Consider the following 21,290-nt stretch of genomic DNA (forward strand, 5'->3'; position numbering starts at 1 on the left):
GTCTAGACCAAGTCTGAGGGTAAGGACGCTAGTTGAACATGTCCATACCAATCACGGAGCTGTTTCTCCCCGGCCCGCGCAGAACGCCACCGTCAGGTCCCGCACCAGCACCTTCCGCTCGTAGTCGTCGAGTTCGACCAGCCCCCGCATGGTCAGCCGGGTCACCGTGTCCTCCACCGAGTCCACGACCGAGGTGAGCACGCTCGCCCGGTGCCGGGCGTCCAGCGCGGCGATGTGGCGGCGGTGCATCGCGGCGGCGACCTCGGGCGCGTACTCGACCCGCAGCGGCTGCACCGAGAACACCTCCAGGCCGACCGGCGCCGCGTCGCCCGCAACCAGCCGGGTCAGCGCCTCGGCCGCCGCGTCCGTGGAGCCCTTGGTCCCGCCGGGCATCTCCACCGGCACGCGGGTCAGGGCCGCCTCGACGCACTCGCGCAGATACGTCTCGTGATCCTCGACGCCCAGCGTGGCCCGCGCGGTGTCCCGCACCCGCCACACCACCTGCACGACCACCCGCAGCGCGACCCCGCTCGCGTCGACGGCCGGCACCGGCTCGCTGCGCCAGTGCCGCAGCCGGACGTCCACCCGGCGGCGCAGCAGCAGCGGGTTGACCCACAGCAGACCCGAGCGCCGGACGGTTCCCCGGTAACGGCCGAACAGATCCAGCACCCAGGCCCGCCCCGTCCGGCCCCGGGCCAGCCCGCCGAACCCGAACAGCCCGAGCGCGCCGGCCCCCGCGTACGCCGCCCACTGCGCCGGACCGAGTCCGGCCCCGGCGTGCGCGGGCAGCCGCAGTGCCTCCAGCGCGAGCGGCGGGAGCAGCCCGGCCCACCAGGAGGTGGCCACACACCCCGCCGCCCCGCACACCCCGGCCAGCACACCCGCCGCCCCGGGCAGCACCCGCGCGGGCCGCTCCACCAGGTCGGCATCGACCTGCGGCGCGGGACGCGGTGCCACGGGCGCCGGGCGTCTGAGGCGCGGCTGCTCCCCCGTGCCCTGCCGACGGGCGATGACCGCCGGCTTCAGCGGTTGCGGCGCCGGGTCGGGTTCGTCGCGGAACAGCAGGTGGACGGGGATCTCGGTGGTGGACTCGTTCTGGATGAGCCGGGCGGGTCTGGCCGGCCCGTCCGCCGGCCCGTCGGGGTCGGACGTGTGGGAAGTGGTCGTACTCATGGGTGCCTCCAGCCTCCGCGCCAGATGCGTCACAACGGTGGTCCCCGGTGTGTGCCGGGGCCTACGAGAAGAGCCGCCGCCAGGTCTCCGGGCCCGGGTAGCCGTCCGCCGCGCCGCCCCGCCAGCCCTGGGTGCGCTGGAAGGCCTCGACGGCGCGCCGGTCCGCCTCACCCCAGCGCGGCCCCGGCCCGGCCGGGTAGAACCCGCCGAACCCCTTCCGCACCAGTTGCCTCCCCAGCCGGGTGACGTGGGCGTTGTCGGCGCCGGGCCGGAACATCGCCCGCCCCGGGTAGCCGGGGACGCCGTGGGAGGAGGGCGACGGCCCGGCCGCCCCGGCCTGCACGTCCTCGTCCCCGAGGAGCGTCAGGCCGTGCAGCGTGACGTACGCGCTGTGCGCGCCGGGGCCGGAATACGCCGCTCCCGGGTAGGGCGTGGCGGTCGGTGCGCCCCCGCTGACCGGTTCCTTGCCCGGTACCGTCCCCGGTTCCGTCGCCGGCGCCTCCGCGGTGACGCCCTTGTACCGGTAGGGGACGTACCGGTCGGAGTCGTTCCAGTAGGCGTACGGGGTGGACTTCCGGCGGGTGTGCGGGCGGGTCTGCTCGTAAGCGGTGTAGTAGGTGTGCGTGCGGTTCTTCCAGCCGCCGAAAATGACGACGTGCGAGCCGCTCTCCGGGTCGGCCGTATTGTGGAACAGCAGGATGTCGCCCGGCTGGAGTTCCTCCTTGGAAATCCGCTCACCGTATTGGGCGAGGCTGCCCGTCCATTCGTTTCCGGGCAGCTTCCAGGCCATCGAGACATATCCCGAGCAGTCCTGCCGGTAGCCGTCGGACCAGTACCCGTTCATGCTGTACGGGACCTTCGCGGCGACCCAGGTCTTGGCCCGGTTGATGATCTCCGTACGGGTGATGGCGGCGGGCTTGAGGGTGGCGGAGGGCACCGCGGGACGGCCGCCGGGACCGTACAGCGGGGCTTGGCCGCCCTGGGGGGTGTCATGCTCGTCACCTGCGGAAACGCCGGGTCGGTGGGGTGCGTGCGGAGCGGCTGCGGCCGGTACGGCGTGGCCCGCGCCGAGCGCCGCCGAGGCCACGGCGGCCAGGGCGAGGGCACGGTGTGCGGCCGGGTGGGCGGTGGTGCGGCCGGCCCGGGAATGCGGCAGGACGCGGCGCCAGTGGACGCATCCCGGGCAGTCGCAGTCGCTCCCGGGATCGAATTCCTCGAATACCGGAGACCTCATGCGACACACCTCACACTTCCGACGGAAAAGGCCGCGCCTGTATCCGTCCGGGCGCGCGTCGTCAGTTTCTCAACTGTCATCCGCACGCGCATGCTGACGGTCCGAATGATGTACGCCGCGCCGTACGGGCCCCTTCCCGGGGCCGCGCCGGGTGGTCCGGAGCACCTCCCGGCGTCCTGTAGAGTTACGTCGTCAGCGCGCGCCGCTAGCTCAGTTGGTTAGAGCAGCTGACTCTTAATCAGCGGGTCCGGGGTTCGAGTCCCTGGCGGCGCACCGACTGGAGGGCCCCTCGCGGAAGCGGGGGGCTTTTCTCATGCCCGGGTACAGCCCTGGTGCGGTCTGGCCGGAACCCGGCCCACCGTGCGATTGGCCGGATACCCTCTCGCCATGGCAGCGCGTGACCTCCAGGAGCGGATCAAGAAGCTCATCATCGACCGCCGGCTGGCCTCCGGGGCCCCGCTGCCGACCGAGCCCGAGCTGATGGAGTACCTCGGCGCGAGCCGGAACTCGGTGCGGGAGGCGCTGAAGGCGCTCCAGGCCATGGGCATCGTGGAGATCCGGCACGGCTTCGGCACCTACGTCGGCCCGATGTCCCTGGCCCCGATGATCGAGGGCCTCGCCTTCCGGACGGTCGCCGGGCACTACCGGGGCGAGGACTCCCTGCTCCAGCTGCTGGAACTGCGGGAGGCCGTGGAGACCGGGCTGGTCTCCCGGCTCGCGGGGCGGATACCGGAACCGGACTTCGCTGAACTGGACGGGCTCGTCGACCGTATGGAAGAGCAGGCCGCGCGCGGAGCCGGTCTGGCCGAGACCGACCGGGCCTTCCACGCCACCCTCTACCGAGGGCTGGACAACGTGCTGCTGAGCGAGGTCCTGGAGGCGTTCTGGGACGCCTTCCACCGGGTCCGCACCGACCTCGGAGGCGAGCCGCAGGACCCGAAGGTGACCTGCCGGCAGCACCGGGAGATCCTCGACGCGGTCCGGTCCGGTGACTCGATGCGGGCGGAGGACGCCATAAGAGAGCACTTCGGGAACATCCGCGCACGCCTGTCCACAACGGCTCCACAGGGCCCCCACACCCGCCACAATGAACGCGTATGACCGGTAAACACCGCGTTTCGCATCTTGCGATCATGATGAACGCCGTAGAACCCTGGTTTTCTGGTTTTTCAAGATGCTGCGGTTTCGCGGCAGTTGGGGGGATTCAGAGCCGGTTGCGGGCCGGGTGGGGGTAGGGGCCCCGTACCTGAAGCGATGCCGAGGGGGGCATCATGCAACCGGAAGGTCGCGTTGCCATGTCTATAAGGTGTGGATGACGTGGTGACAGCGACCCACCACTGATACGTCTGTGAAGGTCGAGGGGGACCTTCCGCAGACGGAAGGAAGCGACGAAACACGCGGTGTCCGCGTGTGGGGGGAATGACTCATGACGTCGAGGCCGACGGGCGCCCGGCAGCAGGACCACGACCCGTCCCAGACCACCCAGCTCAGGGTTCCGGCGCATCGGATGAGCACCACGGGGACGTTCCGGCGGATCAAGAAGACGCTGCCGAGATACGACTACGAGCACTACAGCCGGCTCGCTGGTCCCCTCACCCAGCCTGATCCGACCAAGCCGTACAAGGTGCAGTACCGGTCGCTGATCTCGCAGGAACCGCACCGGATAAGAGTCGCGCTGATGCTGGCCGCGGCCCCGGTGCTGTCCCTGGTGCTGCTGGTGTGGCTGCTCCAGCCCGAGCACTGGACCGAGCGCGACTACCCGGCCTTCGACTGGCTGCCCGCGCTCGACATCGTGATGCTGGTCGCGATCGGTCTGATCGAGTTCTTCCGCTGCATGAACGTGGTCTCGAACGCGCACGCCACGCTGGTCGCCCGCGACCCGATCCCGGTGGTGCCCGAGACCGGCACCAGAGTGGCCTTCCTCACCTCCTTCGTGCCCGGCAAGGAACCGCTGGAGATGGTGACGAAGACCCTGGAGGCGGCCGTCAAGATCCGCCACCGGGGCCTGATGCACGTGTGGCTGCTCGACGAGGGCGACGACCCCGAGGTGAAGGCGGTCTGCGAGCGTCTCGGCGTGCACCACTTCTCCCGCAAGGGCGTCGCCAAGTGGAACCAGGCCAAGGGCCCGCACCGCGCCAAGACCAAGCACGGCAACTACAACGCCTGGCTGGAGGCGCACGGCGACGACTACGACTTCTTCGCCTCGGTCGACACCGACCACGTGCCGCTGCCCAACTACCTGGAGCGGATGCTCGGCTTCTTCCGCGACCCGGACGTCGGCTTCGTCATCGGCCCGCAGGTCTACGGCAACTACGACAACCCCATCACCAAGGCCGCCGAGTCGCAGCAGTTCCTCTTCCACGCGCTGATCCAGCGCGCGGGCAACCGCTATGGCTCCCCGATGTTCGTCGGCACCTCCAACGCCGTGCGCATCAAGGCGCTGAAGCAGATCGGCGGTCTGTACGACTCGATCACCGAGGACATGGCGACCGGCTTCGAGATGCACCGCCACAAGAACCCGGCGACGGGCAGGAAGTGGCGCTCGGTGTACACGCCGGACGTGCTCGCGGTCGGTGAGGGCCCCAGCGCCTGGACGGACTTCTTCACCCAGCAGATGCGCTGGTCGCGAGGGACGTACGAGACGATCATCGGGCAGTACTGGAAGGGCTGGTACTCGCTGCCGCCGAGCAAGCTCTTCAACTACACGATGATGATCATCTTCTATCCGATGTCGGCCCTGAACTGGATCCTGGCGGCGCTGAGCTGCTGCCTGTTCCTGGGCCTTGGCGCCTCGGGTGTGAACATCGACCCGGCGGTCTGGCTGATGCTCTACGGCAACGCCTCCGCCCTGCAGATCGGCCTGTACGTCTGGAACCGCCGGCACAACGTCTCGCCGCACGAGCCGGAGGGCTCCGGCGGTGTGGCCGGCATGGTGATGTCCGCGCTGTCGGCGCCGCTGTACGCGAAGGCGCTGATCGACTCCGTGCTGCGGCGCAAGAGCAAGTTCGTGGTCACGCCCAAGGGCGACTCGGCGAGCCCGGACCGCTGGTTCGGCACGTTCCGCTACCACTGGTACTTCGTCGCGATCTTCGGTGGGTCGATCGCCGCCGGCTTCGTCTTCGGCCACTCCCACCCCGCGATGATCATCTGGGCGACGTTCGCGCTGCTGATCACGGCCTCGCCGGTGTTCGCCTGGCGCTGGCAGCTGCGGCAGGACGCGAAGAAGCCCGCCGCTCCCGCCGCGGAGCAGCCGCAGGACCCTGCGGGGCCGCACCGGACGCAGCCGCTGCCCATCCCGCAGCAGCCGTCGGCGGAGCACGCCCCGCAGCACAAGCCCAGTTGGGCCGCCGCCCCTGGCGGAAACGGGGAGGTCGGGGGGACCGACCAGACCATGCAGATCGCCCTTGGTGGACTTGGGGGACGTAAGGAATGAACGACCGTGCAGGCCGCCGCCGGGCCCGTCGACTCGCGATCGGCACGGCGGTGGTACTCGCGCTGGCCGGGATGAACGGGCCGTGGCTCTACCGCTTCGGCACCGAGAAATACCACCAGTACAAAATCAACAAGCCGGAGTACAAGGCCGCGAACGGCAAGTGGGAGATCATCGAGTTTCCCGAGGAGTACCGGCAGAACACGATCCACGCGGCGCTGCTGCGCACCGGCAAGGTGCTGCTCGTCGCGGGGTCGGGCAACAACCAGGACAACTTCGACGCGAAGAAGTTCGACACCCGGATCTGGGACCCGGTCAAGGGCACCATCAAGAAGGTCCCGACGCCCAGCGACCTGTTCTGCACGGGCCACACCCAGCTCGCCAACGGCAATCTGCTCATCGCGGGCGGCACCAAGCGGTACGAGAAGCTGCAGGGTGACGTCACCAAGGCCGGCGGCCTGATGATCGTCCACAACGAGAACCCGGACAAGCCGATAACCCTGCCCGCGGGCACCAAGTTCACCGGCAAGCAGAACGGCAAGACCTTCGTCTCGAAGGACCCGGTGCTCGTGCCGCGGGCGAAGAAGGTCTTCGACAAGGCGACCGGCAAGTTCCTGCGCAACGACCCCGGCCTCGGCCGGATCTACGTCGAGGCGCAGAAGCGGGGCCAGAAGTACGAGACGGGCACGCAGGACAACTACCGCGTGCACGGCCTGAAGGGCGCCGACGCCAAGAACACCTACGGCATCGCGCAGAAACTCGCCCTCGACAAGAAGGACTTCCAGGGCATCCGGGACGCCTTCGAGTTCGACCCCGTAGCCGAGAAGTACATCAAGGTCGACCCGATGAAGGAGGCCCGCTGGTACCCGACGCTCACCACCCTGAGCGACGGGAAGATCCTCAGCGTCTCCGGCCTCGACGACATCGGCCAGCTCGTCCCGGGCAAGAACGAGGTCTTCGACCCGAAGACCAAGAAGTGGACCTACACGGACAAGGTCCGGCAGTTCCCGACCTACCCGGCGCTGTTCCTCATGCAGAACGGCAAGGTCTTCTACTCGGGTTCCAACGCGGGCTACGGGCCGGACGACGTGGGCCGTGAGCCGGGCGTGTGGGACGTGGAGACCAACAAGTTCACGAAGATCCCCGGCCTGAGCGACTCCAAGCTGATGGAGACATCGGGCACGGTGCTGCTGCCGCCCGCGCAGGACGAGAAGTACATGGTGATCGGCGGCGGTGGCGTCGGCGAGTCCAAGGAGTCCAGCGAGAAGACCCGGATCGTCGACCTGAAGGCCGACGACCCGCGCTTCGTGGACGGCCCGTCCCTGGACAAGGGCACGCGCTACCCGAACGCCTCGATCCTGCCCGACGACAGCGTGCTGATCTCCGGCGGTTCGGAGGACTACCGGGGCCGCAGCGACTCCAACATCTTCGAGGCGCGGCTCTACGACACCGAGAAGAACGAGCTCCGGCGGGTCGCCGACCCGCTGGTCGGCCGCAACTACCACTCCGGGTCGATCCTGCTGCCCGACGGCCGCGTGATGTTCTTCGGCTCGGACTCGCTGTACGGCGACAAGGCCAACACCAAACCGGGCAAGTTCGAGCAGCGCATCGAGATCTACACGCCGCCGTACCTCTACGGCGACGGGGACCAGCCCTCGCTGTCGGGCGGGCCGCAGACCATCGAGCGCGGCGGGACGGGCACGTTCACCTCGTCGGACGCGGCCAAGGTCAAGAAGGTCCGGCTGATCCGCCCGAGCGCCGCCACGCACGTCACGGACGTCGACCAGCGGTCGATCGCCCTGGACTTCAAGGCGTCCGGCGACAAGCTGACGGTGACCGTGCCGGAGAACCGGAACCTGGTCCAGGCGGGCTGGTACATGCTGTTCGTGACGGACGACCGGGGCACGCCGAGCAAGGCGCAGTGGGTCAAGGTGCCGTAGGAACCGGCTGACCGGGGCGCTCTCCTGTGCGGAGGGCGCCCCTTTCGCATGTCCGGGCGTTGTCGGAAAACCGGCTTGACCCGCGCACGGCATCCGGTGTGCCCTCGGTACGAGATCGACACGTGTGGTCAACGGTGGCGGGGGAAACGGGAGATGACCGAGTCGACCACGTCGGACCCGGTGGCCGAGGAGGTCCTGGCCGCCGCGACCGTCCAGGTCACGGGCACGGACGGGCACATCGGCGGCCTCGGGGTGCTCATCGCGCCCACACTGGTGCTGACCTGCGCCCATGTCGTACTGGAGGCCTCGGGGCGGCCGGCCCATCAGGAGGAGCGCCCCGGCGGGCCCCTCGGTGTCCGCCTGGTCCTGCGCGAGGGCGAGCCGGTGGACGCCGTCGTCCGCGACTGGGTCCCCGTACGCGCGAACGGCACCGGGGACGTCGCCGTACTGTCCCTGTCCCGCCCGCTTACGGAAGCCCGGCCGGTCCTGATGGTGGCGCCCCGGGACGTCTGGGACCACAGAGCCATCGTTTTCGGACTGCCGAGGGACGACACCGGCGGCGGCTGGCACACCGCCCGGCTGCGCGCCCGGACCGGCACCGGCCGGCTTCAGATGTCGCCGCTCGACGGGCAGTCGGACCCGATCCAGCCCGGCTTCAGCGGCTCCGCCGTGTGGGACGAGGACCTCGGTGCCGTGGTCGGCATCGTCGCCTCGATCTCACCGGCGCACCGCGGGCAGAGCTTCTGCATCCCGACCCGCACGGTCCTCGACGAACTCCCCGGTCTGGCCGAACTGCTCGCGCCCGACTCCCCGTTCCCGGGCCTGCGCCCGTACACCGAGGAGCACAGCGCGCACTTCTTCGGCCGGGACGAGGACGTCACCGCGGTCGTCGACCTGCTCTGCCCGCACGGGTCGCCCGAAGGCTGCGTGACCCTGACCGGCCCCTCCGGCTCCGGCAAGTCCTCCCTCCTCATGGCGGGCGTCCTGCCCCGCCTGAAGGAGCAGGAGGCGGAGGTCGTCACCCTGCGCGCGGAAGGCCGCCAACCGGACGCCGCGACGGTCCGGGACGCGATTCGGACCCACCGCTCGGCACGCGGACTCGTGCTGGCACTCGACCAGGCGGAGGCGCTGCTGCTGCGCCCCGAGGAGGAGCTGCGCGCCCTGGTGGACGCACTCCTCGACGCCTGCCGTCACCCAGGAGTGGCGGTCCTGGTCGCGCTGCGGACCGACTTCCAGGACGCGGCCCTGCGCCACCCGGAGCTGAGCCGGCTGGTCGGCGGGGCGCCCGCGCACCAGTTGGGCCTGATGACCCGCGAGCAGCTCACCGAGGTGGTCCGGCTGCCGCTGCGGGCCTTCCCCGGCGTGGAGTACGACAGCGGACTGGCCGACCGGCTCATCGAGGACGCGGCGGGCCGGCCGGGAGCCCTGCCCCTGCTCGGGTTCGTCCTGACCACTCTGTGGGAACGGCAGGTCGGCGGCCGGCTCCGCCTCGACACCTACCGCGAACTCGGCGGCCTCGGCGGGGTGCTGAGCAGCAGGGCGGACTCCGCGTGGCAGCGGGCGCTGCGGGGCACGGCGGAGGAAGCCGCGACCGGGCTGCTCCGCGCGCTGGTCCAGATCCCGCCCGGCAGCGGCACGGCCCTGCGCGCCCGGCTCGCCCGCCGCGACGTGGGCGAGGAGCAGTGGGCCATCGCCCGCGCCCTCGCCGAGGCCCGGGTCCTGGTCCTGGGCGCGGATCCCGAGCGGGGCGAGACGGTCGAGCTGGCCCACGAGGCCCTCATCGAACACTGGCAGCCGCTCGCGCAGCAGCTGGAGAAGGACCGTACGTTCCTCACCTGGCGCGGCGAACTGCGCTACGACCGTGCCCGGTGGTGGCGGGCGGGGCGGCCGGACGGGCTGTTGCTGGAGGATCCGGCGCTGTCGGTGGCGGAAGGGTGGCTCGCGCAGCGGGGTGCCGAACTGACGGCGGAAGACAGGGAGTTCATCGAGGCGAGTGCCGGGCTGCGGGCTCGTAAGCAGCAGGAGACCGCGAGATCCGAGCGCCGCAAACGGTATCTGCGGGTGCTGTGGGCGGTGGTCACGGTGCTGGCGGTGGTAGCGGCGACGGTGGTGTCCGTGCTGTATCTGAATCTGCTGACGGAGCAGCGGCGGTTGGCTTCGGACCGGTTGGCGCAGCAGGCCGCGAGTCTCGACAGCACGTCCCTGACCATCTCCTCGCTGTATGCGGTCGGGGCGTATCGGGCCGAGGGCCGGCCGGACGCGCGTTCGGCGCTGCTCGCGCAGTACTTGCGGTTGCAGGATGTGGATCGGGTGGTGATGGAGGGGCGTAACGACGTCGAGGACATCGCCCTCACGGACGACGGCTCGTTCGCGTACACCGTGCTGGCCAACGGCGACTTCGTGCGGCTTGACCTGCGGGGGAAGAAGCGGCCCGTACCCCGCCTCTTCTCGAAACGGCAGGACACCGAGCGGATCGCCGTGTCGGCCGACGGGCGGAGGGTGGCCCGGGCGAGCGATTGGGGTCTGATCTCCCTCGGCGTACCGCTCTCCTCTGACCCGGAGAAGTTCCGGACCATCGCCCTGCGCGAGGGCGAGGCCGTGGAGAAGAACCCGCGCGCCCCCAACGACCTGCGTTTCGACGGGGACAGGAAGCGGATCCTCGCCGCGATCCCCCGCGAGGGCGTGCTCGTGTGGAACGCGGACGACGGCCGCCGCACGGGCCGTGCCCTGGCCCCGCCGCGCGGTTGGGACGCGGCGCAGGCCTGGTTCGCCGCGGACGACACGGTCGTGGCGCGGATCGTGCCCTCCGGAGCGGAAGCGGACGACGTACGGGGCCGGCTTGTCTCCTGGGATGTCAACCGGGGTTCGCTGCGCCGTCCCTGGGACGAGCGCGCCACCGCCTCCGCGACGGTCAGCGGCAACGGCCGCGTCCTGGTCACCTGCACCGAGCAGGGCGCACTCGAAGCGTGGCGGCTGGGCACCACACCCCGGCGCTTCCAGAACTGGAGCAACAGCTTCCCGGGCCTGTGCCCGCTCTACACGCCCCGGCTCGACGCCACCGGCCGCTACCTGGTCAATCCCACCGGGCGCATCGGCAGCGACCTCGGCAGGATGCGGTTCCTGGTCATCGATCTGGAGAAGGGCTGGCCCGCCACCTTCGACACCCCTGCCGCAGCTCCCGAGGACCAGAACATCACCGGCCGCTCGTTCGCTCCGGCGGTCGCGCTCGCCGGCCCTCCGGACGACCTGCGCGCCGCCGTCTCCGTCGGCGGCAGCATCGTCACCGTACGCGTCAAGCCGCCCACGTCCTTCGACTCCAACTCCTTGATCAACCGCATCCGCACACCGGACGGACCGAGCGGCAGAATGGCGGTCGTCGACACCAGCGGCAGCGGACTGCAACTGTGGAACCTGGCCGACCACCGCCTCCTCGCGACCGCGCGACCGTCCCGGCCGCTGGCCCGTCTGTACGCGGCCTTCAGCCCGGACGGGCGGCGGATGCTGACCATCGCCCAGGACCAGCGGACGGTCCTCCTCTGGCAGATCGACAGCGGTTCCCTCAGGGAGGAGCGCGTCCTCGAACTGCCCGCCCCTCCCGGCATCACGGCTTCCGGAGCGGACCCCCAGACGGGGCTCGTCCCGTCCTGGATCAACCTGAGCTTCTCCGACGACGACCACGCCGTGATCTCGGGGCTGTCGTACGTCTCCCGCTGGAATCTCGACACGGGCAAGCCGGAGGGCGAGATCTACCGGCCTCCCGTCCAGGAGCGCGCGCAGCTCGCCAACGAGGCGGCCGGCACCTTCGCCACCGCCATACCCGGCAAACCGCAGGCGGTGGTGCGGACGGTGGCCGAGATCGGCGTCTGGGACTTCACCACCGGTGAGTTCAAGCGGTGGATCAAGAGGGAAGACAAGGACCGGTCAGTCCGGTCGTTCGCCCTCTCCCCCGACGGCAAAATCCTTGCCGTCCAGTACTCCGGCGGCCGGGTACAGCTGTGGGACGTCGAGAAAAAGCGGGACCTCCCCGGACTCACCTACAACGGCGCCTACTACCTCGGCCGCTTCCTCGGCGACCGCCTCCTCCACACCACCACCGCCGCCGGCGAACAAGTCGTCTGGGACATCGACAAGCGCCAGGACACCTACCGCTACTACGTGGGCTACGGCTCGGTCCTCTCACCGAGCACCGACGGCAAGTCCCTCACGATGGTCGACGGCTCCCGCACCTCCGTGATCCCGCTCGAACCCGAACGGTGGATGGACCGGCTGTGCGCCCTGGCGGGGCGGGAGCTGACCGAGGACGAGAAGAAACTGGCCGTCGAACCCGACCTGGTCGACGACGTGTGCCCGGCCCTCTAGTCAGGAACTCGCCCTGGCCAGCTTCAGCGCATAGTCCGCCCACCACTGCCCCGCCTTGGGCCCGCCCTTGCACTCGCCGTCCGACTCGCCCGGCCGCTTGACCCACAGGTACGCGTCGACCAGCGGGTCCGCCGTCTTCGTCGTCGGCGTCTCGCCCAGCGCGCGGCCCGGCGGGTTGCACCAGCGTTCGTCCGGGTTGCCCTGGGTGTAGGGGCCCTTGCCGTTGCGGCTGGTGTCGATGACGAAGTGCTTGCCCGCGACCTTGGCGGAGAGCTGCTTGCCGTAGGCGATGGAGTCTTCGGTGGAGTAGAAGTTCGAGACGTTGACGGAGAAGCCGTCGGCCTGTTCGATGCCGGCCCACTTCAGCGGCTCGAAGATCTGGTCGGGGTTCTGCCAGCCGGCGTTGCCCGCGTCCAGGTACACCTTCGTCTTCTTCAGGGACTTCAGCTTCGTGACGGCGCCCTTGAGGAGGTCGTAGCGCTCCTCGTGGAACTGCTCCGGCGTGCAGCCGTCCACCAGGTGCAGCAGCGCGTCCGGTTCGAGGATGACCGTGGCCGGGCGGTCGCCGATGCCCGCCGCCACGCCGTCGAGCCACTCGCGGTAGGCGTTGCCGTCGGCGGCGCCGCCCTGCGAGTACTGGCCGCAGTCGCGGTGCGGGATGTTGTAGAGGACGAGCAGTGCCGTACGGCCGGCCTTCTCGGCTGCCTCGGTGAAGCCCCGGGTCTGCTCCTCGGGGTTGTCCGGGCCGATCCACTCGGCGACCGGCTGCTCGGCGATCTTGCGGATGTGCTCGGCGTCCTGCTTCTTGCCCGCCTTCTCCAGGGCGGCGACCTGCTGAGCCGCGGTGCCGTCCGGGTTGACCCAGAACGGGGCGGTTTCCTTGGGCTGCTGTGTGATCCCGGCGCCCGCGTCGGCGCCGGTGTCCGATCCGTCCCCCCCGTCGGACGAACATCCCGTGATCAGCAGTGCCGCCCCCAGCACCACTGCGGACACCCGCCTCCCGGCGGACGCCCCTGCCCCCCTGCTGCCGTACATCCAACTCCCCCTTGGGTGCACCGTTCCAAGCCCCAATCCTGACATACGTCCCTCGACACCCACGAGGCCGAACCCACCTGCACCGATGACGCAGAGCCACCGTATCGGGACTTGGCGTCATTCAACCTCTAGGCCCGGACGGCCCTTTGGTTCTAGAGTCTTCTCAGCAGGGCCCGGCCTCCGGCCAGAGTTTCACCCACCGTGGCTCCCGCGGCCTCCCGCGCAGCTCGCCGGGTTACTCCCGCAGCCCGTGCGCGCGCGGTAGAGGACCGGCCCGGTCGGCGACTTCAGGGGGAGCGGGTCGTCGACCGGGTTGGGTGGGCGCCCGGGGGCGCTAGAGGCCGGTTCCCGTCAGGTACGCCGACACCACCACGTTCGCCGTGTAGCTGCGGGTCGTACGGTCGAAGCTGCCGCCGCAGGTGACCAGCCGCAGCTCGGCACGGCCCGACTCGCGGGGCCCGTAGGCCTGGTGGGCGTCGAAGCGGTCGCGGGTGAGGACCTGGACGGACTCGACGGTGAACTCCGCGACCTTGGCGTCGGCCCGGATCACCCGGATCGTCTGGCCCGGACGCATGGCACTGACCTTGTAGAAGACGGCGGGCCGCGTGTCGGTGTCGGCGTGACCGACCATCAGCGCGGTCCCCGGCGCCCCGGGTGCCACGCCACCCGCGTACCAGCCGACCGTGCCCGGCTGGTCGTACGGCGGCGGATCGAGCGCGCCGCGCGCGTCCAGTCCCCGCGCCACCACGGGCGCCTGCACTCCGAGCCCGGGAATGTCGACGCGCTGCGGCAGCGCGTCGCCCAACGGGCGGTGCGCGGGCGGCAGTTTCACGTCCGGGGGCCGTCCGGCCGCCGCCATGTCGCCCGTGGTGGGGGCGGAGATACCGTGCCGTACGTCGGTCACCTCGCGGCCCCACAGCCACAGCCCGAGCAGCAGCGCCACCCAGGCCACGCCGGCCAGCAGACGGCCGGTGCCCGAGAAGCGGCCCTTGGTTCGACCCTGTTCGGACATGGTCAGTCCGTTCCACGGCCCCGGCGGACACCGCCCAGCGCGACGACCACCGCGGCCACGCCCGCGAGAACCAGACCGGTCACCCCCTGCGCCGTACCGGGACCGGCCCCCCGGTCCTCGGCGGCGACGAGGTCCGCCGCGCCACCGCCGCCGGCCTGGACCGGGGCGACGGGAGAGGCGTACGGGCCCGGTCGCCGGGAGGCGGACTGCTGCTCATCGTCATCGGGGGCGGACGACTGCCCACCGCCCTCGGGCATGGGCGGCTGCCCGACGGTGCCGGGTGCGGGGGGCTGCCCGACCGTCCCGGGCGCGGGCGGCTGCCCGATCGTCCCGGACACGGGCGCATGCTCGTCCGTCGCGGGCACGGACGCGTGCTCGTCGGTCCCGGGCACGGGCGCGTGCTCGTCCGTCCCGGGCGCCGAGTGCCGCCGTCCCTCACCATCCCGGATGGTGAACGTGCCGGTCCGTTCGGCGCCACCGCAGGTGACCTTCACGGCGTACGTCCCGGCGTCGAGCGTGGAGCGGACGCGGCTCTCGCCGACGAGTTCACCGTCGTGGACGGTGAGCCGCGCGTCCGCGACGAACGCCGCCGAGCGGGCGACGGCCGTCCTCTCCGCACAGTCGGGCACGCGGAGCGTGACGTCACTGCCGGGCGCGGGGGCCGACGGGGTCACCGAGATGCCCCCTGCGTCCACCGCGTACGCCGCCGGGGTGAGGGCGGCCGCGAACAGGACGCTCGTACAGACAGTGACTCTCAGAGAACCCATCGTGAACCTCCAGACGCCTGGAGCCTCCCCCGCACGGGGGGCCCCCGCATCCTCAGGGACGCGGCGACTGCTCCGTACGGGTGGCGACGGGTTTGAGCTCCGGCCCGCTGCCTCGGGCCCGGAGGCCCGCTGCCTCCCGGGCTCAGACCCGGTCGACGAGGTCCGCGATCGAGTCCACGACCTGCGACGGCCGGTACGGGAAGCCCTCGACCTGGTCGGGCCGGGTCAGGCCGGTGAGCACCAGGAACGTCTGCATCCCGGCCTCCATGCCCGCCAGCACGTCCGTGTCCATGCGGTCGCCGATCATCGCGCTGCTCTCGGAGTGCGCGCCGATGGCGTTCAGCCCGGTCCGCATCATCAGCGGGTTCGGCTTGCCCGCGAAGTACGGCTTCTTGCCGGTCGCCTGGGTGATCAGCGCGGCCACCGCGCCGGTGGCGGGCAGCGGGCCCTCGGTGGACGGGCCCGTCTCGTCGGGGTTGGTGCAGATGAAACGGGCGCCGCCGAGGATGAGCCGTACGGCCTTCGTCATGGCCTCGAAGGAGTAGGTGCGGGTCTCGCCGAGGACGACGTAGTCCGGCTCGTGGTCGGTCAGGATGTAGCCGATGTCGTGCAGCGCGGTGGTCAGGCCGGCCTCGCCGATGACGTACGCCGATCCGCCCGGCCGCTGGTCGTCCAGGAACTGGGCGGTGGCCAGGGCCGAGGTCCAGATGCTCTCGATCGGCACGTCCAGGCCCATGCGGCGCAGCCGGGCGTGCAGGTCGCGCGGGGTGTACATCGAGTTGTTGGTGAGGACCAGGAAGGGCTTGCCGGACTCACGCAGCTTCTTGAGGAAGGCGTCGGCGCCGGGGATCGGTACGCCCTCGTGGATGAGCACACCGTCCATGTCGGTGAGCCACGACTCGATGGGCTTGCGGTCTGCCATGTGCGGGATCTCCTGCCGTACGCGTGCCAGCATGCGCCTTGGGGCCAGGCAGCCCCCAGCCTAAACAGTGGCCGGATCTTGGGGAATGGCCCGCATACGGCATCCCGACAGGCGGGACGGCTCTGCGCCCAGCGACTCAGCGGCTCAGCGGCTCAGCGGCGCCGGCGCGCGAGGAGCACTGCCCCGGCCCCGACGAGCAGCAGCGCCGCTGCGGCCGCGGCTACCTGGCCGCCGGTTCCCGTACCGGCGAGTTCCTCGGCGAACGGGAAGCGGTCCTCCCGGGGCGGGGCGGAGGCGTCGGGGTCGGGGTCGGGGTCCGGCTGGGAGGTGGTGCCGCCGTCGTCCTCCGGCTCGTCCCCGTCGATCGGCCGTTCGACGTCGATCCCGAAGCGGTAGTCGTTCGACTGCCCGACCCAGTCACCGTCGTCGTCGTGCCGCTGCACCACGGCGGCGTTGACGGTGACCTCGTTCGGCACGGCGTCCGAGGTGACCGCGAGCCGCACCTTCACGGAGACGGTCTTCCCCGGCCCGACGGTGAACCCCGCGAAGCGGTCCTGGTCGTCGGCGAAGACCCCGATGAGCTCGTCCTCACCCGTCTTCTCGAACCGCACGGGGTGCGCCCGCGCCCCCTCGAAGAACTCCAGCCGGGGCTGCGAAGGCTCCAGCACCCGCTTGTCGTCGACGAGCACGACGACGGGGTGGATTCCGGTGCACGGCCGGTCGGTCGTGTTGGTCAGATCGACGTACCAGGTCCCGAACCCGCCCCCGGCCTCGTAGGCGCCGGGCCCGCCGTGAATGCGGGTGGTGAGCGGGAAGGTGTGGTCGTCGGGAGCGGCACAGGCGGGCGCCGGCTCGTCCGCGTACGCCGGATGGGCCCCGGTGAGCAGGACGGTGGTGGCTGCCGCCGCCAGGCAGAGGTGAGCGGGCGTGCAGAGTCGCATGGATTTGTGACATTGCCGGATGGAGCCGTCGGCGAGCCGACATCGCCGGGAACACCCCCGAACGGCGGCGCGAATCCGCCCGGTCGGCGGACTCCCGAGGCGGCGGGACAGGATCCTCAGCGGCGACCCAGCGCCTTCGCACGCGAGTGGGCCCAGCCGGTCAGGAGAACACCGGCGGCGGTGAGAACCGCGTAGGCCAGCAACGTGGGGAGGAAGCCGCCGGGGAGCCCGTCCAGCAGCCCTCGGTCACCGTTGTCGACGAGGAGCCGGATGAGCGCCTGGGCGCAGACGACCAGCATCACCATGCCGAGGATTTGAAGGACGTCGTACTTCATGGCCTTCCCTTTCGGGGGAGAGATTGGAGGAGGGGTGCGTGTCTGTCGACGTTACGAACGTATCAATCGCCAAGGGGATGCATGCCGCTTAATAGCAGCCAATCCTCGCTTTACGTCACACTTTCTCGGCGCGCTATCGTGAAGGCGTGCGTGACGAAAAGAAGCGGGCGTGCCCGATGTGCGGCACGCCCACGGTCCGTCCGGGCCGGGGCCGCCCGCCCGTCTACTGCTCCCGGAGCTGTCAGGCCCGGGCGTACCGCCGGCGCCGGCAGCCGCTGCCCGCTCCGGGCACTCCGCCGGCTCCCCGGCCGACGGACGTACGGGCCCGGCAGCGGCGCCGGATCGCCGAGGCGGTGTGGCGCATCGCGGCCGAGCAGGGGCTGGACGCGGCGAGCATGCGCAGGATCGCGGCGGAGGCCAGGGTGTCGCTGCGGGTCGTGCAGTACCACTTCGACTCCAAGCACGCCCTGATGGTCGACGCGCTGCGGCTGCTGCACGAGGAGAACGAACGGCTGGCCCAGGGGCGCATTCCGTACGACATGACGGAGCCGTGCGCGCTGCTGCGGGCGGTGCTGGACGAGTTCCTGCCGCTGGACGAGCAACGTGCCTTCGCGCTGCGGGTGTTCACGGCGTACTACGCCCGGAGCCTCACCGATCCCGTACTCGCCGAGGTCTTCCTGACCGCCGAGCAGCCGCTGGAACGGCTCGTCGCGGACATCATCGGGGTGGGCGAGGCGGCGGGGAGCACCGCGCCGGGCATCGACCGGGTGTACGAGGCCGACCTGCTGGTGTCGGGCGCGATCGGGCTGGGCCTGGACGTGCTGCATGGCCGCCGCTCACTCGCGGACGTACGGACGGTACTGGACTACCACCTGGGGCGGATCTTCCCGGACGCCACGGGCACGCCCCAGCGGAATCCGACCGCTACGGCGGATCCGTCCCCCAGGGCGAAACCGACCGCTACGGCAGAACCGGCCCACACGCCGAATCCGGCCCACGCCCCTCAGCCGGCCCCCACACGCAATTCGGCCCTCACACCCGGTCAAGCCTCCGCACCCGGTCAAGCCCCCGCACCCAGTCAAGCCCCCGCATCGAACCCCGCCCCCACCCCTCACCCGGCCCCGCGCCCGAACACCGGCCCCAGCACCAGCTGAGCCGCCCCCGCCGCGACGACCTGCCCTCCACCCGGCGCGACCCGTACCGGCACGGCGTCCTCCCCCGTCCGCCGCGCCCGCGCCGCCAGTACCGCCCCGACCCCCCGCACGAACGCCTCCGGCGCCGAGGCCACCGTCCGGCCGCCCAGCAGGACGACGTCGATGTCGAGCAGCCCCACCAGGTTCGCCGCGCCCGCTCCCAGCACCCGCGCCGCCTCCTCCACATCACCGCGCGCCACCGAGCCGAGGCACAGTGCCTCCACGCAGCCCCGGTCGCCGCAGGTGCACGGCGGGCCGTCCAGCTGGATCACCTGGTGGCCGAACTCCCCGGCCCCGGTCCGGGCTCCCCGGTGCACACTCCCGCCGATGACCAGACCGGCCCCCAGCCCCGTACCGAGGTGCAGGTACGCGAAGGAGCCGCTCTCGCCCCCGGCCGCCAGGCCCAGTGCCGCCGCGTTGGTGTCCTTGTCGACCACGACAGGCACCCCGAGCCGCTGCGCCAGCGCCTCCCGCAGCGGAAAGCCGTCCCACTCGGGAAAACCGGTCACCCGGTGCAGCACACCCCGCACATGGTCGAGCGGCCCGGGCAGCGCCACCCCCACCCCGAGCAGGGAACCGGCAGGCCCGAGGGACGGCCCGGCGGCCGGCACCCCGACCCCCGCCACCCGGACGAACTCCGCACCCGCCCCCCGCGGGGCTTCCGACGCCACCTCCCCGACGGACTCCGAGCCCGTCGCCCGCAAGCCCTCCGCCCCCGCCTGCCCGACGGACTCCGACCCCGCCCCCCGGAAAACGTCCGCCACTATCACCCGCACGGTCTCCGTCACCGCCGCCAGCACCGCCCCCGCCCCGGCCCTCAGATCCAGCGCGGCCCGCCGCTCCCCCACCACCGTCCCGCGCAGATCCACGAGCACGGCCCGGACCTCGTCCCGGTCCAGGTGGACCCCCACCGCGTGCCCCGCCTCGGGCACCAGCCGCAGCACCGTGCGCGGCTTGCCCCCGGTCGACGCGCGGCGCCCCGCCTCCGCCGCGAGCCCGGCCTCCCGCAGCCGGGCCGTGATCTTGCTGACCGCCTGTGGGGTGAGACCGGTCCGCTCGGCGAGTTCGAGCCGGCTGATGCCGTCGGGCCCGGCTGTCCGCAGCAGTTCGAGCACCAGTGCGGCGTTGTGGCTGCGCAGGGCGAGCAGGTTCGCCCCGCCCCCTGTCCCTCCGGTCCCTGTCCTTCCGGCGCCGTGCATGCCGCCCACTCCACCCGTACGGTCGTCCGCCCTGTTCACGCCCCTATTGTCCCCGGCGCTTGCACTTTGGCAACAGCGTTGCGAAAGTGGTGCCATGACTGGCACACCCCTCCGCGTCGGCCTCGTCGGCTACGGCCTCGCCGGCTCCGTCTTCCACGCCCCGCTGATCGCCGCCACCGAGGGCCTCGTCCTCGACACGGTGGTCACCTCGAACCCCGAGCGGCAGCAGCAGGCCCGCGCCAAGTTCCCGGACGTGCGCCTCGCCGCCGGCCCGGACGAGCTGTTCGACCGGGCCGGCGAGCTGGACCTGATCGTCGTCGCGTCCCCGAACAAGACGCACGTGCCGCTCGCGACCACCGCCCTCCGGGCCGGTCTGCCGGTCGTGGTCGACAAGCCCGTCGCGGGCACGGCGGCCGAGGCCCGGGAGCTGGCCGCCCTGGCCGAGGAGCGCGGCCTGCTCCTCTCCGTCTTCCAGAACCGCCGCTGGGACAACGACTTCCTCACCCTGCGCAAGCTGCTGTCCGAGGGCGAGTTGGGCGACGTCTGGCGTTTCGAATCCCGCTTCGAGCGCTGGCGTCCGAAGCCGAAGGGCGGCTGGCGGGAGTCCGGCGACCCCGCAGAGATCGGAGGTCTGCTGTACGACCTCGGCAGTCATGTCGTCGACCAGGCGCTGGTCCTCTTCGGCCCGGCTGCCGCCGTGTACGCGGAGTCGGACATCCGCCGCCCGGGCGCCGAGACGGACGACGACACGTTCATCGCGATCACGCACACGAGCGGCGTCCGCTCCCACCTCTACGTCTCCGCGACGACCGCCCAGCTCGGCCCCCGCTTCCGCGTCCTCGGCTCCGCCGCGGGCTACGTCAAGTACGGCCTCGACCCCCAGGAGGCGGCCCTGCGCGAAGGCCACCGCCCAGGGCCCGGCTGGGGCGCGGAGCCCGAGTCGCTGTGGGGCCGCGTGGGCTCCGGCGAGTCCCCGGTCACGGGAGGCGGCCGGCCCGAACCCACCCTCCCGGGCGACTACCCCGCTTACTATGCGGCCGTGGCGAAGGCCCTGCTGGAAGGGGCCCCGAACCCGGTGACCGCCCTGGAGGCGGCCGCCGCCCTGGACGTACTGGAAGCCGCCCGTCGTTCGGCCCGCGAGAAGGTGACGGTGACCCTGTGACCCACAAGAGCAACCCTTCGCACAGCCAGGAGCTCACCCCGAAGTTCCACCCGGAGCTCACCCCGAGCCTGGAGGAGCTGGAGAAGGAGGAACGCCGCCTGGTGTTCCGCCAGTTCACCCACGACGACGCCTGGGAGCTCGGCTCGCTCCTCGTCGGCATGGCCCGGGAGCGGCAGGCCCCGGTCGCGATCGACATCCACCGCGCCGGCCAGCAGCTCTTCCACGCGGCGCTGCCCGGCTCCACGCCCGACAACGACGCGTGGATCGCCCGCAAGCGCCGGGTGGTGGAGCGCTACGGCTCCGCCTCCTACCTGGTGGGCGCCCGCTTCCGCGCCAAGGGCACGACGTTCGAGGAGTCGTCGCGCCTCGACCCCGATACGTACGCGGCACACGGCGGTTCCTTCCCGATCACCGTCGAGGGCGCCGGCGTGATCGGCGCGGTGACGGTCTCCGGGCTGCCTCAGCTCCAGGACCACCGGTTCGTGGTGGAGGCCCTGGAGCGGTTCCTGGACCGCTAGGAGCCTTGGGATCAGGGCCTGTTGGAATCATCGGCGGCCCCCTCCGGTTGGCACTGCCGTACGCGTGATC

At 71.4% G+C, this 21,290-nt stretch carries 16 protein-coding genes and 1 tRNA gene; 8 read left to right on the forward strand and 9 right to left on the reverse strand.

Features of this window, described 5'->3' with window-relative positions; genetic code table 11:
* Positions 1 to 51: 51 nt before the first annotated feature.
* Complete coding sequence (locus tag ACH4G3_RS09665; RefSeq protein WP_397623949.1) at positions 52 to 1,173, reverse strand: SPFH domain-containing protein; 1,122 nt, start codon at positions 1,171 to 1,173, stop codon at positions 52 to 54.
* A 61-nt stretch (positions 1,174 to 1,234) separates the two neighbouring features.
* The gene (locus tag ACH4G3_RS09670) at positions 1,235 to 2,407 is read right to left on the reverse strand and encodes a peptidoglycan-binding protein (protein ID WP_397623950.1); all 1,173 of its coding nucleotides are present in this window, start codon (positions 2,405 to 2,407) and stop codon (positions 1,235 to 1,237) included.
* A gap of 199 nt (positions 2,408 to 2,606) precedes the next feature.
* On the opposite strand from ACH4G3_RS09670, the gene ACH4G3_RS09675 reads away from it, so the two are divergent.
* From ACH4G3_RS09675 to ACH4G3_RS09695, 5 genes are all read left to right on the forward strand, one after another.
* A tRNA-Lys gene (locus ACH4G3_RS09675) sits at positions 2,607 to 2,680 on the forward strand.
* Positions 2,681 to 2,794: 114 nt separating this feature from the next.
* Positions 2,795 to 3,508 (forward strand): FadR/GntR family transcriptional regulator, encoded by a 714-nt coding sequence (locus ACH4G3_RS09680; RefSeq protein ID WP_397623951.1) that lies wholly within the window; start codon positions 2,795 to 2,797, stop codon positions 3,506 to 3,508.
* 325 nt (positions 3,509 to 3,833) lie between these two features.
* Positions 3,834 to 5,840: a glycosyltransferase family 2 protein gene (locus tag ACH4G3_RS09685; protein WP_397623952.1), complete on the forward strand. Its 2,007-nt coding sequence runs from the start codon at positions 3,834 to 3,836 to the stop codon at positions 5,838 to 5,840.
* The gene (locus tag ACH4G3_RS09690) at positions 5,837 to 7,777 is read left to right on the forward strand and encodes a radical copper oxidase GlxA (RefSeq protein WP_397623953.1); all 1,941 of its coding nucleotides are present in this window, start codon (positions 5,837 to 5,839) and stop codon (positions 7,775 to 7,777) included. Before ACH4G3_RS09685 ends, ACH4G3_RS09690 begins: the two co-directional genes overlap by 4 nt.
* A gap of 153 nt (positions 7,778 to 7,930) precedes the next feature.
* Positions 7,931 to 12,136, forward strand: a complete 4,206-nt coding sequence (locus ACH4G3_RS09695) for an nSTAND1 domain-containing NTPase (protein WP_397623954.1) — start codon at positions 7,931 to 7,933, stop codon at positions 12,134 to 12,136.
* Here the strand turns inward: ACH4G3_RS09695 and ACH4G3_RS09700 are convergent, their stop codons facing one another.
* From ACH4G3_RS09700 to ACH4G3_RS09725, 6 genes are all read right to left on the reverse strand, one after another.
* Complete coding sequence (locus ACH4G3_RS09700; protein ID WP_397623955.1) at positions 12,137 to 13,171, reverse strand: glycoside hydrolase family 6 protein; 1,035 nt, start codon at positions 13,169 to 13,171, stop codon at positions 12,137 to 12,139.
* A gap of 334 nt (positions 13,172 to 13,505) precedes the next feature.
* Entirely contained in the window at positions 13,506 to 14,183 is a 678-nt protein-coding gene (locus ACH4G3_RS09705) for a class F sortase (protein ID WP_397623956.1), read from the reverse strand.
* 2 nt (positions 14,184 to 14,185) lie between these two features.
* Positions 14,186 to 14,950 carry a hypothetical protein gene (locus tag ACH4G3_RS09710; protein WP_397623957.1) on the reverse strand — a complete coding sequence of 255 codons (765 nt, stop codon included), beginning with the start codon at positions 14,948 to 14,950 and terminating at the stop codon, positions 14,186 to 14,188.
* Positions 14,951 to 15,092: 142 nt separating this feature from the next.
* Positions 15,093 to 15,872 carry an HAD-IIA family hydrolase gene (locus ACH4G3_RS09715; RefSeq protein ID WP_020274149.1) on the reverse strand — a complete coding sequence of 260 codons (780 nt, stop codon included), beginning with the start codon at positions 15,870 to 15,872 and terminating at the stop codon, positions 15,093 to 15,095.
* A 152-nt stretch (positions 15,873 to 16,024) separates the two neighbouring features.
* Positions 16,025 to 16,813: an LPXTG cell wall anchor domain-containing protein gene (locus ACH4G3_RS09720; protein ID WP_397623958.1), complete on the reverse strand. Its 789-nt coding sequence runs from the start codon at positions 16,811 to 16,813 to the stop codon at positions 16,025 to 16,027.
* A 116-nt stretch (positions 16,814 to 16,929) separates the two neighbouring features.
* Entirely contained in the window at positions 16,930 to 17,148 is a 219-nt protein-coding gene (locus ACH4G3_RS09725; RefSeq protein ID WP_397623959.1) for a hypothetical protein, read from the reverse strand.
* A 146-nt stretch (positions 17,149 to 17,294) separates the two neighbouring features.
* Here ACH4G3_RS09725 and ACH4G3_RS09730 point away from each other — a divergent pair, with 146 nt between their 5' ends.
* Entirely contained in the window at positions 17,295 to 18,302 is a 1,008-nt protein-coding gene (locus ACH4G3_RS09730; RefSeq protein WP_397623960.1) for a TetR/AcrR family transcriptional regulator, read from the forward strand.
* On the opposite strand, the gene ACH4G3_RS09735 is transcribed toward ACH4G3_RS09730, so the two are convergent.
* Positions 18,260 to 19,540, reverse strand: a complete 1,281-nt coding sequence (locus tag ACH4G3_RS09735; RefSeq protein WP_397624103.1) for an ROK family transcriptional regulator — start codon at positions 19,538 to 19,540, stop codon at positions 18,260 to 18,262. The genes ACH4G3_RS09730 and ACH4G3_RS09735 overlap by 43 nt on opposite strands.
* Positions 19,541 to 19,634: 94 nt before the next feature.
* Between ACH4G3_RS09735 and ACH4G3_RS09740 the strand changes: the two genes are divergently transcribed.
* Together ACH4G3_RS09740 and ACH4G3_RS09745 are read left to right on the forward strand one after the other, a co-directional pair.
* Positions 19,635 to 20,702, forward strand: a complete 1,068-nt coding sequence (locus ACH4G3_RS09740; protein ID WP_397623961.1) for a Gfo/Idh/MocA family protein — start codon at positions 19,635 to 19,637, stop codon at positions 20,700 to 20,702.
* Complete coding sequence (locus ACH4G3_RS09745; RefSeq protein WP_397617703.1) at positions 20,699 to 21,220, forward strand: heme-degrading domain-containing protein; 522 nt, start codon at positions 20,699 to 20,701, stop codon at positions 21,218 to 21,220. The genes ACH4G3_RS09740 and ACH4G3_RS09745 overlap by 4 nt, the downstream gene beginning before the upstream one ends.
* Positions 21,221 to 21,290: the final 70 nt, after the last annotated feature.

Origin of the sequence: Streptomyces afghaniensis, from assembly GCF_044327915.1 — a bacterium.
In the GTDB taxonomy this organism is placed as follows: domain Bacteria; phylum Actinomycetota; class Actinomycetes; order Streptomycetales; family Streptomycetaceae; genus Streptomyces; species Streptomyces afghaniensis.

Coding starts and splice junctions, on each gene's coding strand:
- ACH4G3_RS09715 (WP_020274149.1), bottom strand. CDS start 15,872: ATGGCAGACCGCAAGCCCATCGAGTCGTGGCTCACCGACATGGACGGT.
- ACH4G3_RS09710 (WP_397623957.1), bottom strand. CDS start 14,950: ATGGGTTCTCTGAGAGTCACTGTCTGTACGAGCGTCCTGTTCGCGGCC.
- ACH4G3_RS09735 (WP_397624103.1), bottom strand. CDS start 19,540: ATGCACGGCGCCGGAAGGACAGGGACCGGAGGGACAGGGGGCGGGGCG.
- ACH4G3_RS09725 (WP_397623959.1), bottom strand. CDS start 17,148: ATGAAGTACGACGTCCTTCAAATCCTCGGCATGGTGATGCTGGTCGTC.
- ACH4G3_RS09670 (WP_397623950.1), bottom strand. CDS start 2,407: ATGAGGTCTCCGGTATTCGAGGAATTCGATCCCGGGAGCGACTGCGAC.
- ACH4G3_RS09685 (WP_397623952.1), top strand. CDS start 3,834: ATGACGTCGAGGCCGACGGGCGCCCGGCAGCAGGACCACGACCCGTCC.
- ACH4G3_RS09695 (WP_397623954.1), top strand. CDS start 7,931: ATGACCGAGTCGACCACGTCGGACCCGGTGGCCGAGGAGGTCCTGGCC.
- ACH4G3_RS09720 (WP_397623958.1), bottom strand. CDS start 16,813: ATGCGACTCTGCACGCCCGCTCACCTCTGCCTGGCGGCGGCAGCCACC.
- ACH4G3_RS09705 (WP_397623956.1), bottom strand. CDS start 14,183: ATGTCCGAACAGGGTCGAACCAAGGGCCGCTTCTCGGGCACCGGCCGT.
- ACH4G3_RS09700 (WP_397623955.1), bottom strand. CDS start 13,171: ATGTACGGCAGCAGGGGGGCAGGGGCGTCCGCCGGGAGGCGGGTGTCC.
- ACH4G3_RS09740 (WP_397623961.1), top strand. CDS start 19,635: ATGACTGGCACACCCCTCCGCGTCGGCCTCGTCGGCTACGGCCTCGCC.
- ACH4G3_RS09690 (WP_397623953.1), top strand. CDS start 5,837: ATGAACGACCGTGCAGGCCGCCGCCGGGCCCGTCGACTCGCGATCGGC.
- ACH4G3_RS09680 (WP_397623951.1), top strand. CDS start 2,795: ATGGCAGCGCGTGACCTCCAGGAGCGGATCAAGAAGCTCATCATCGAC.
- ACH4G3_RS09665 (WP_397623949.1), bottom strand. CDS start 1,173: ATGAGTACGACCACTTCCCACACGTCCGACCCCGACGGGCCGGCGGAC.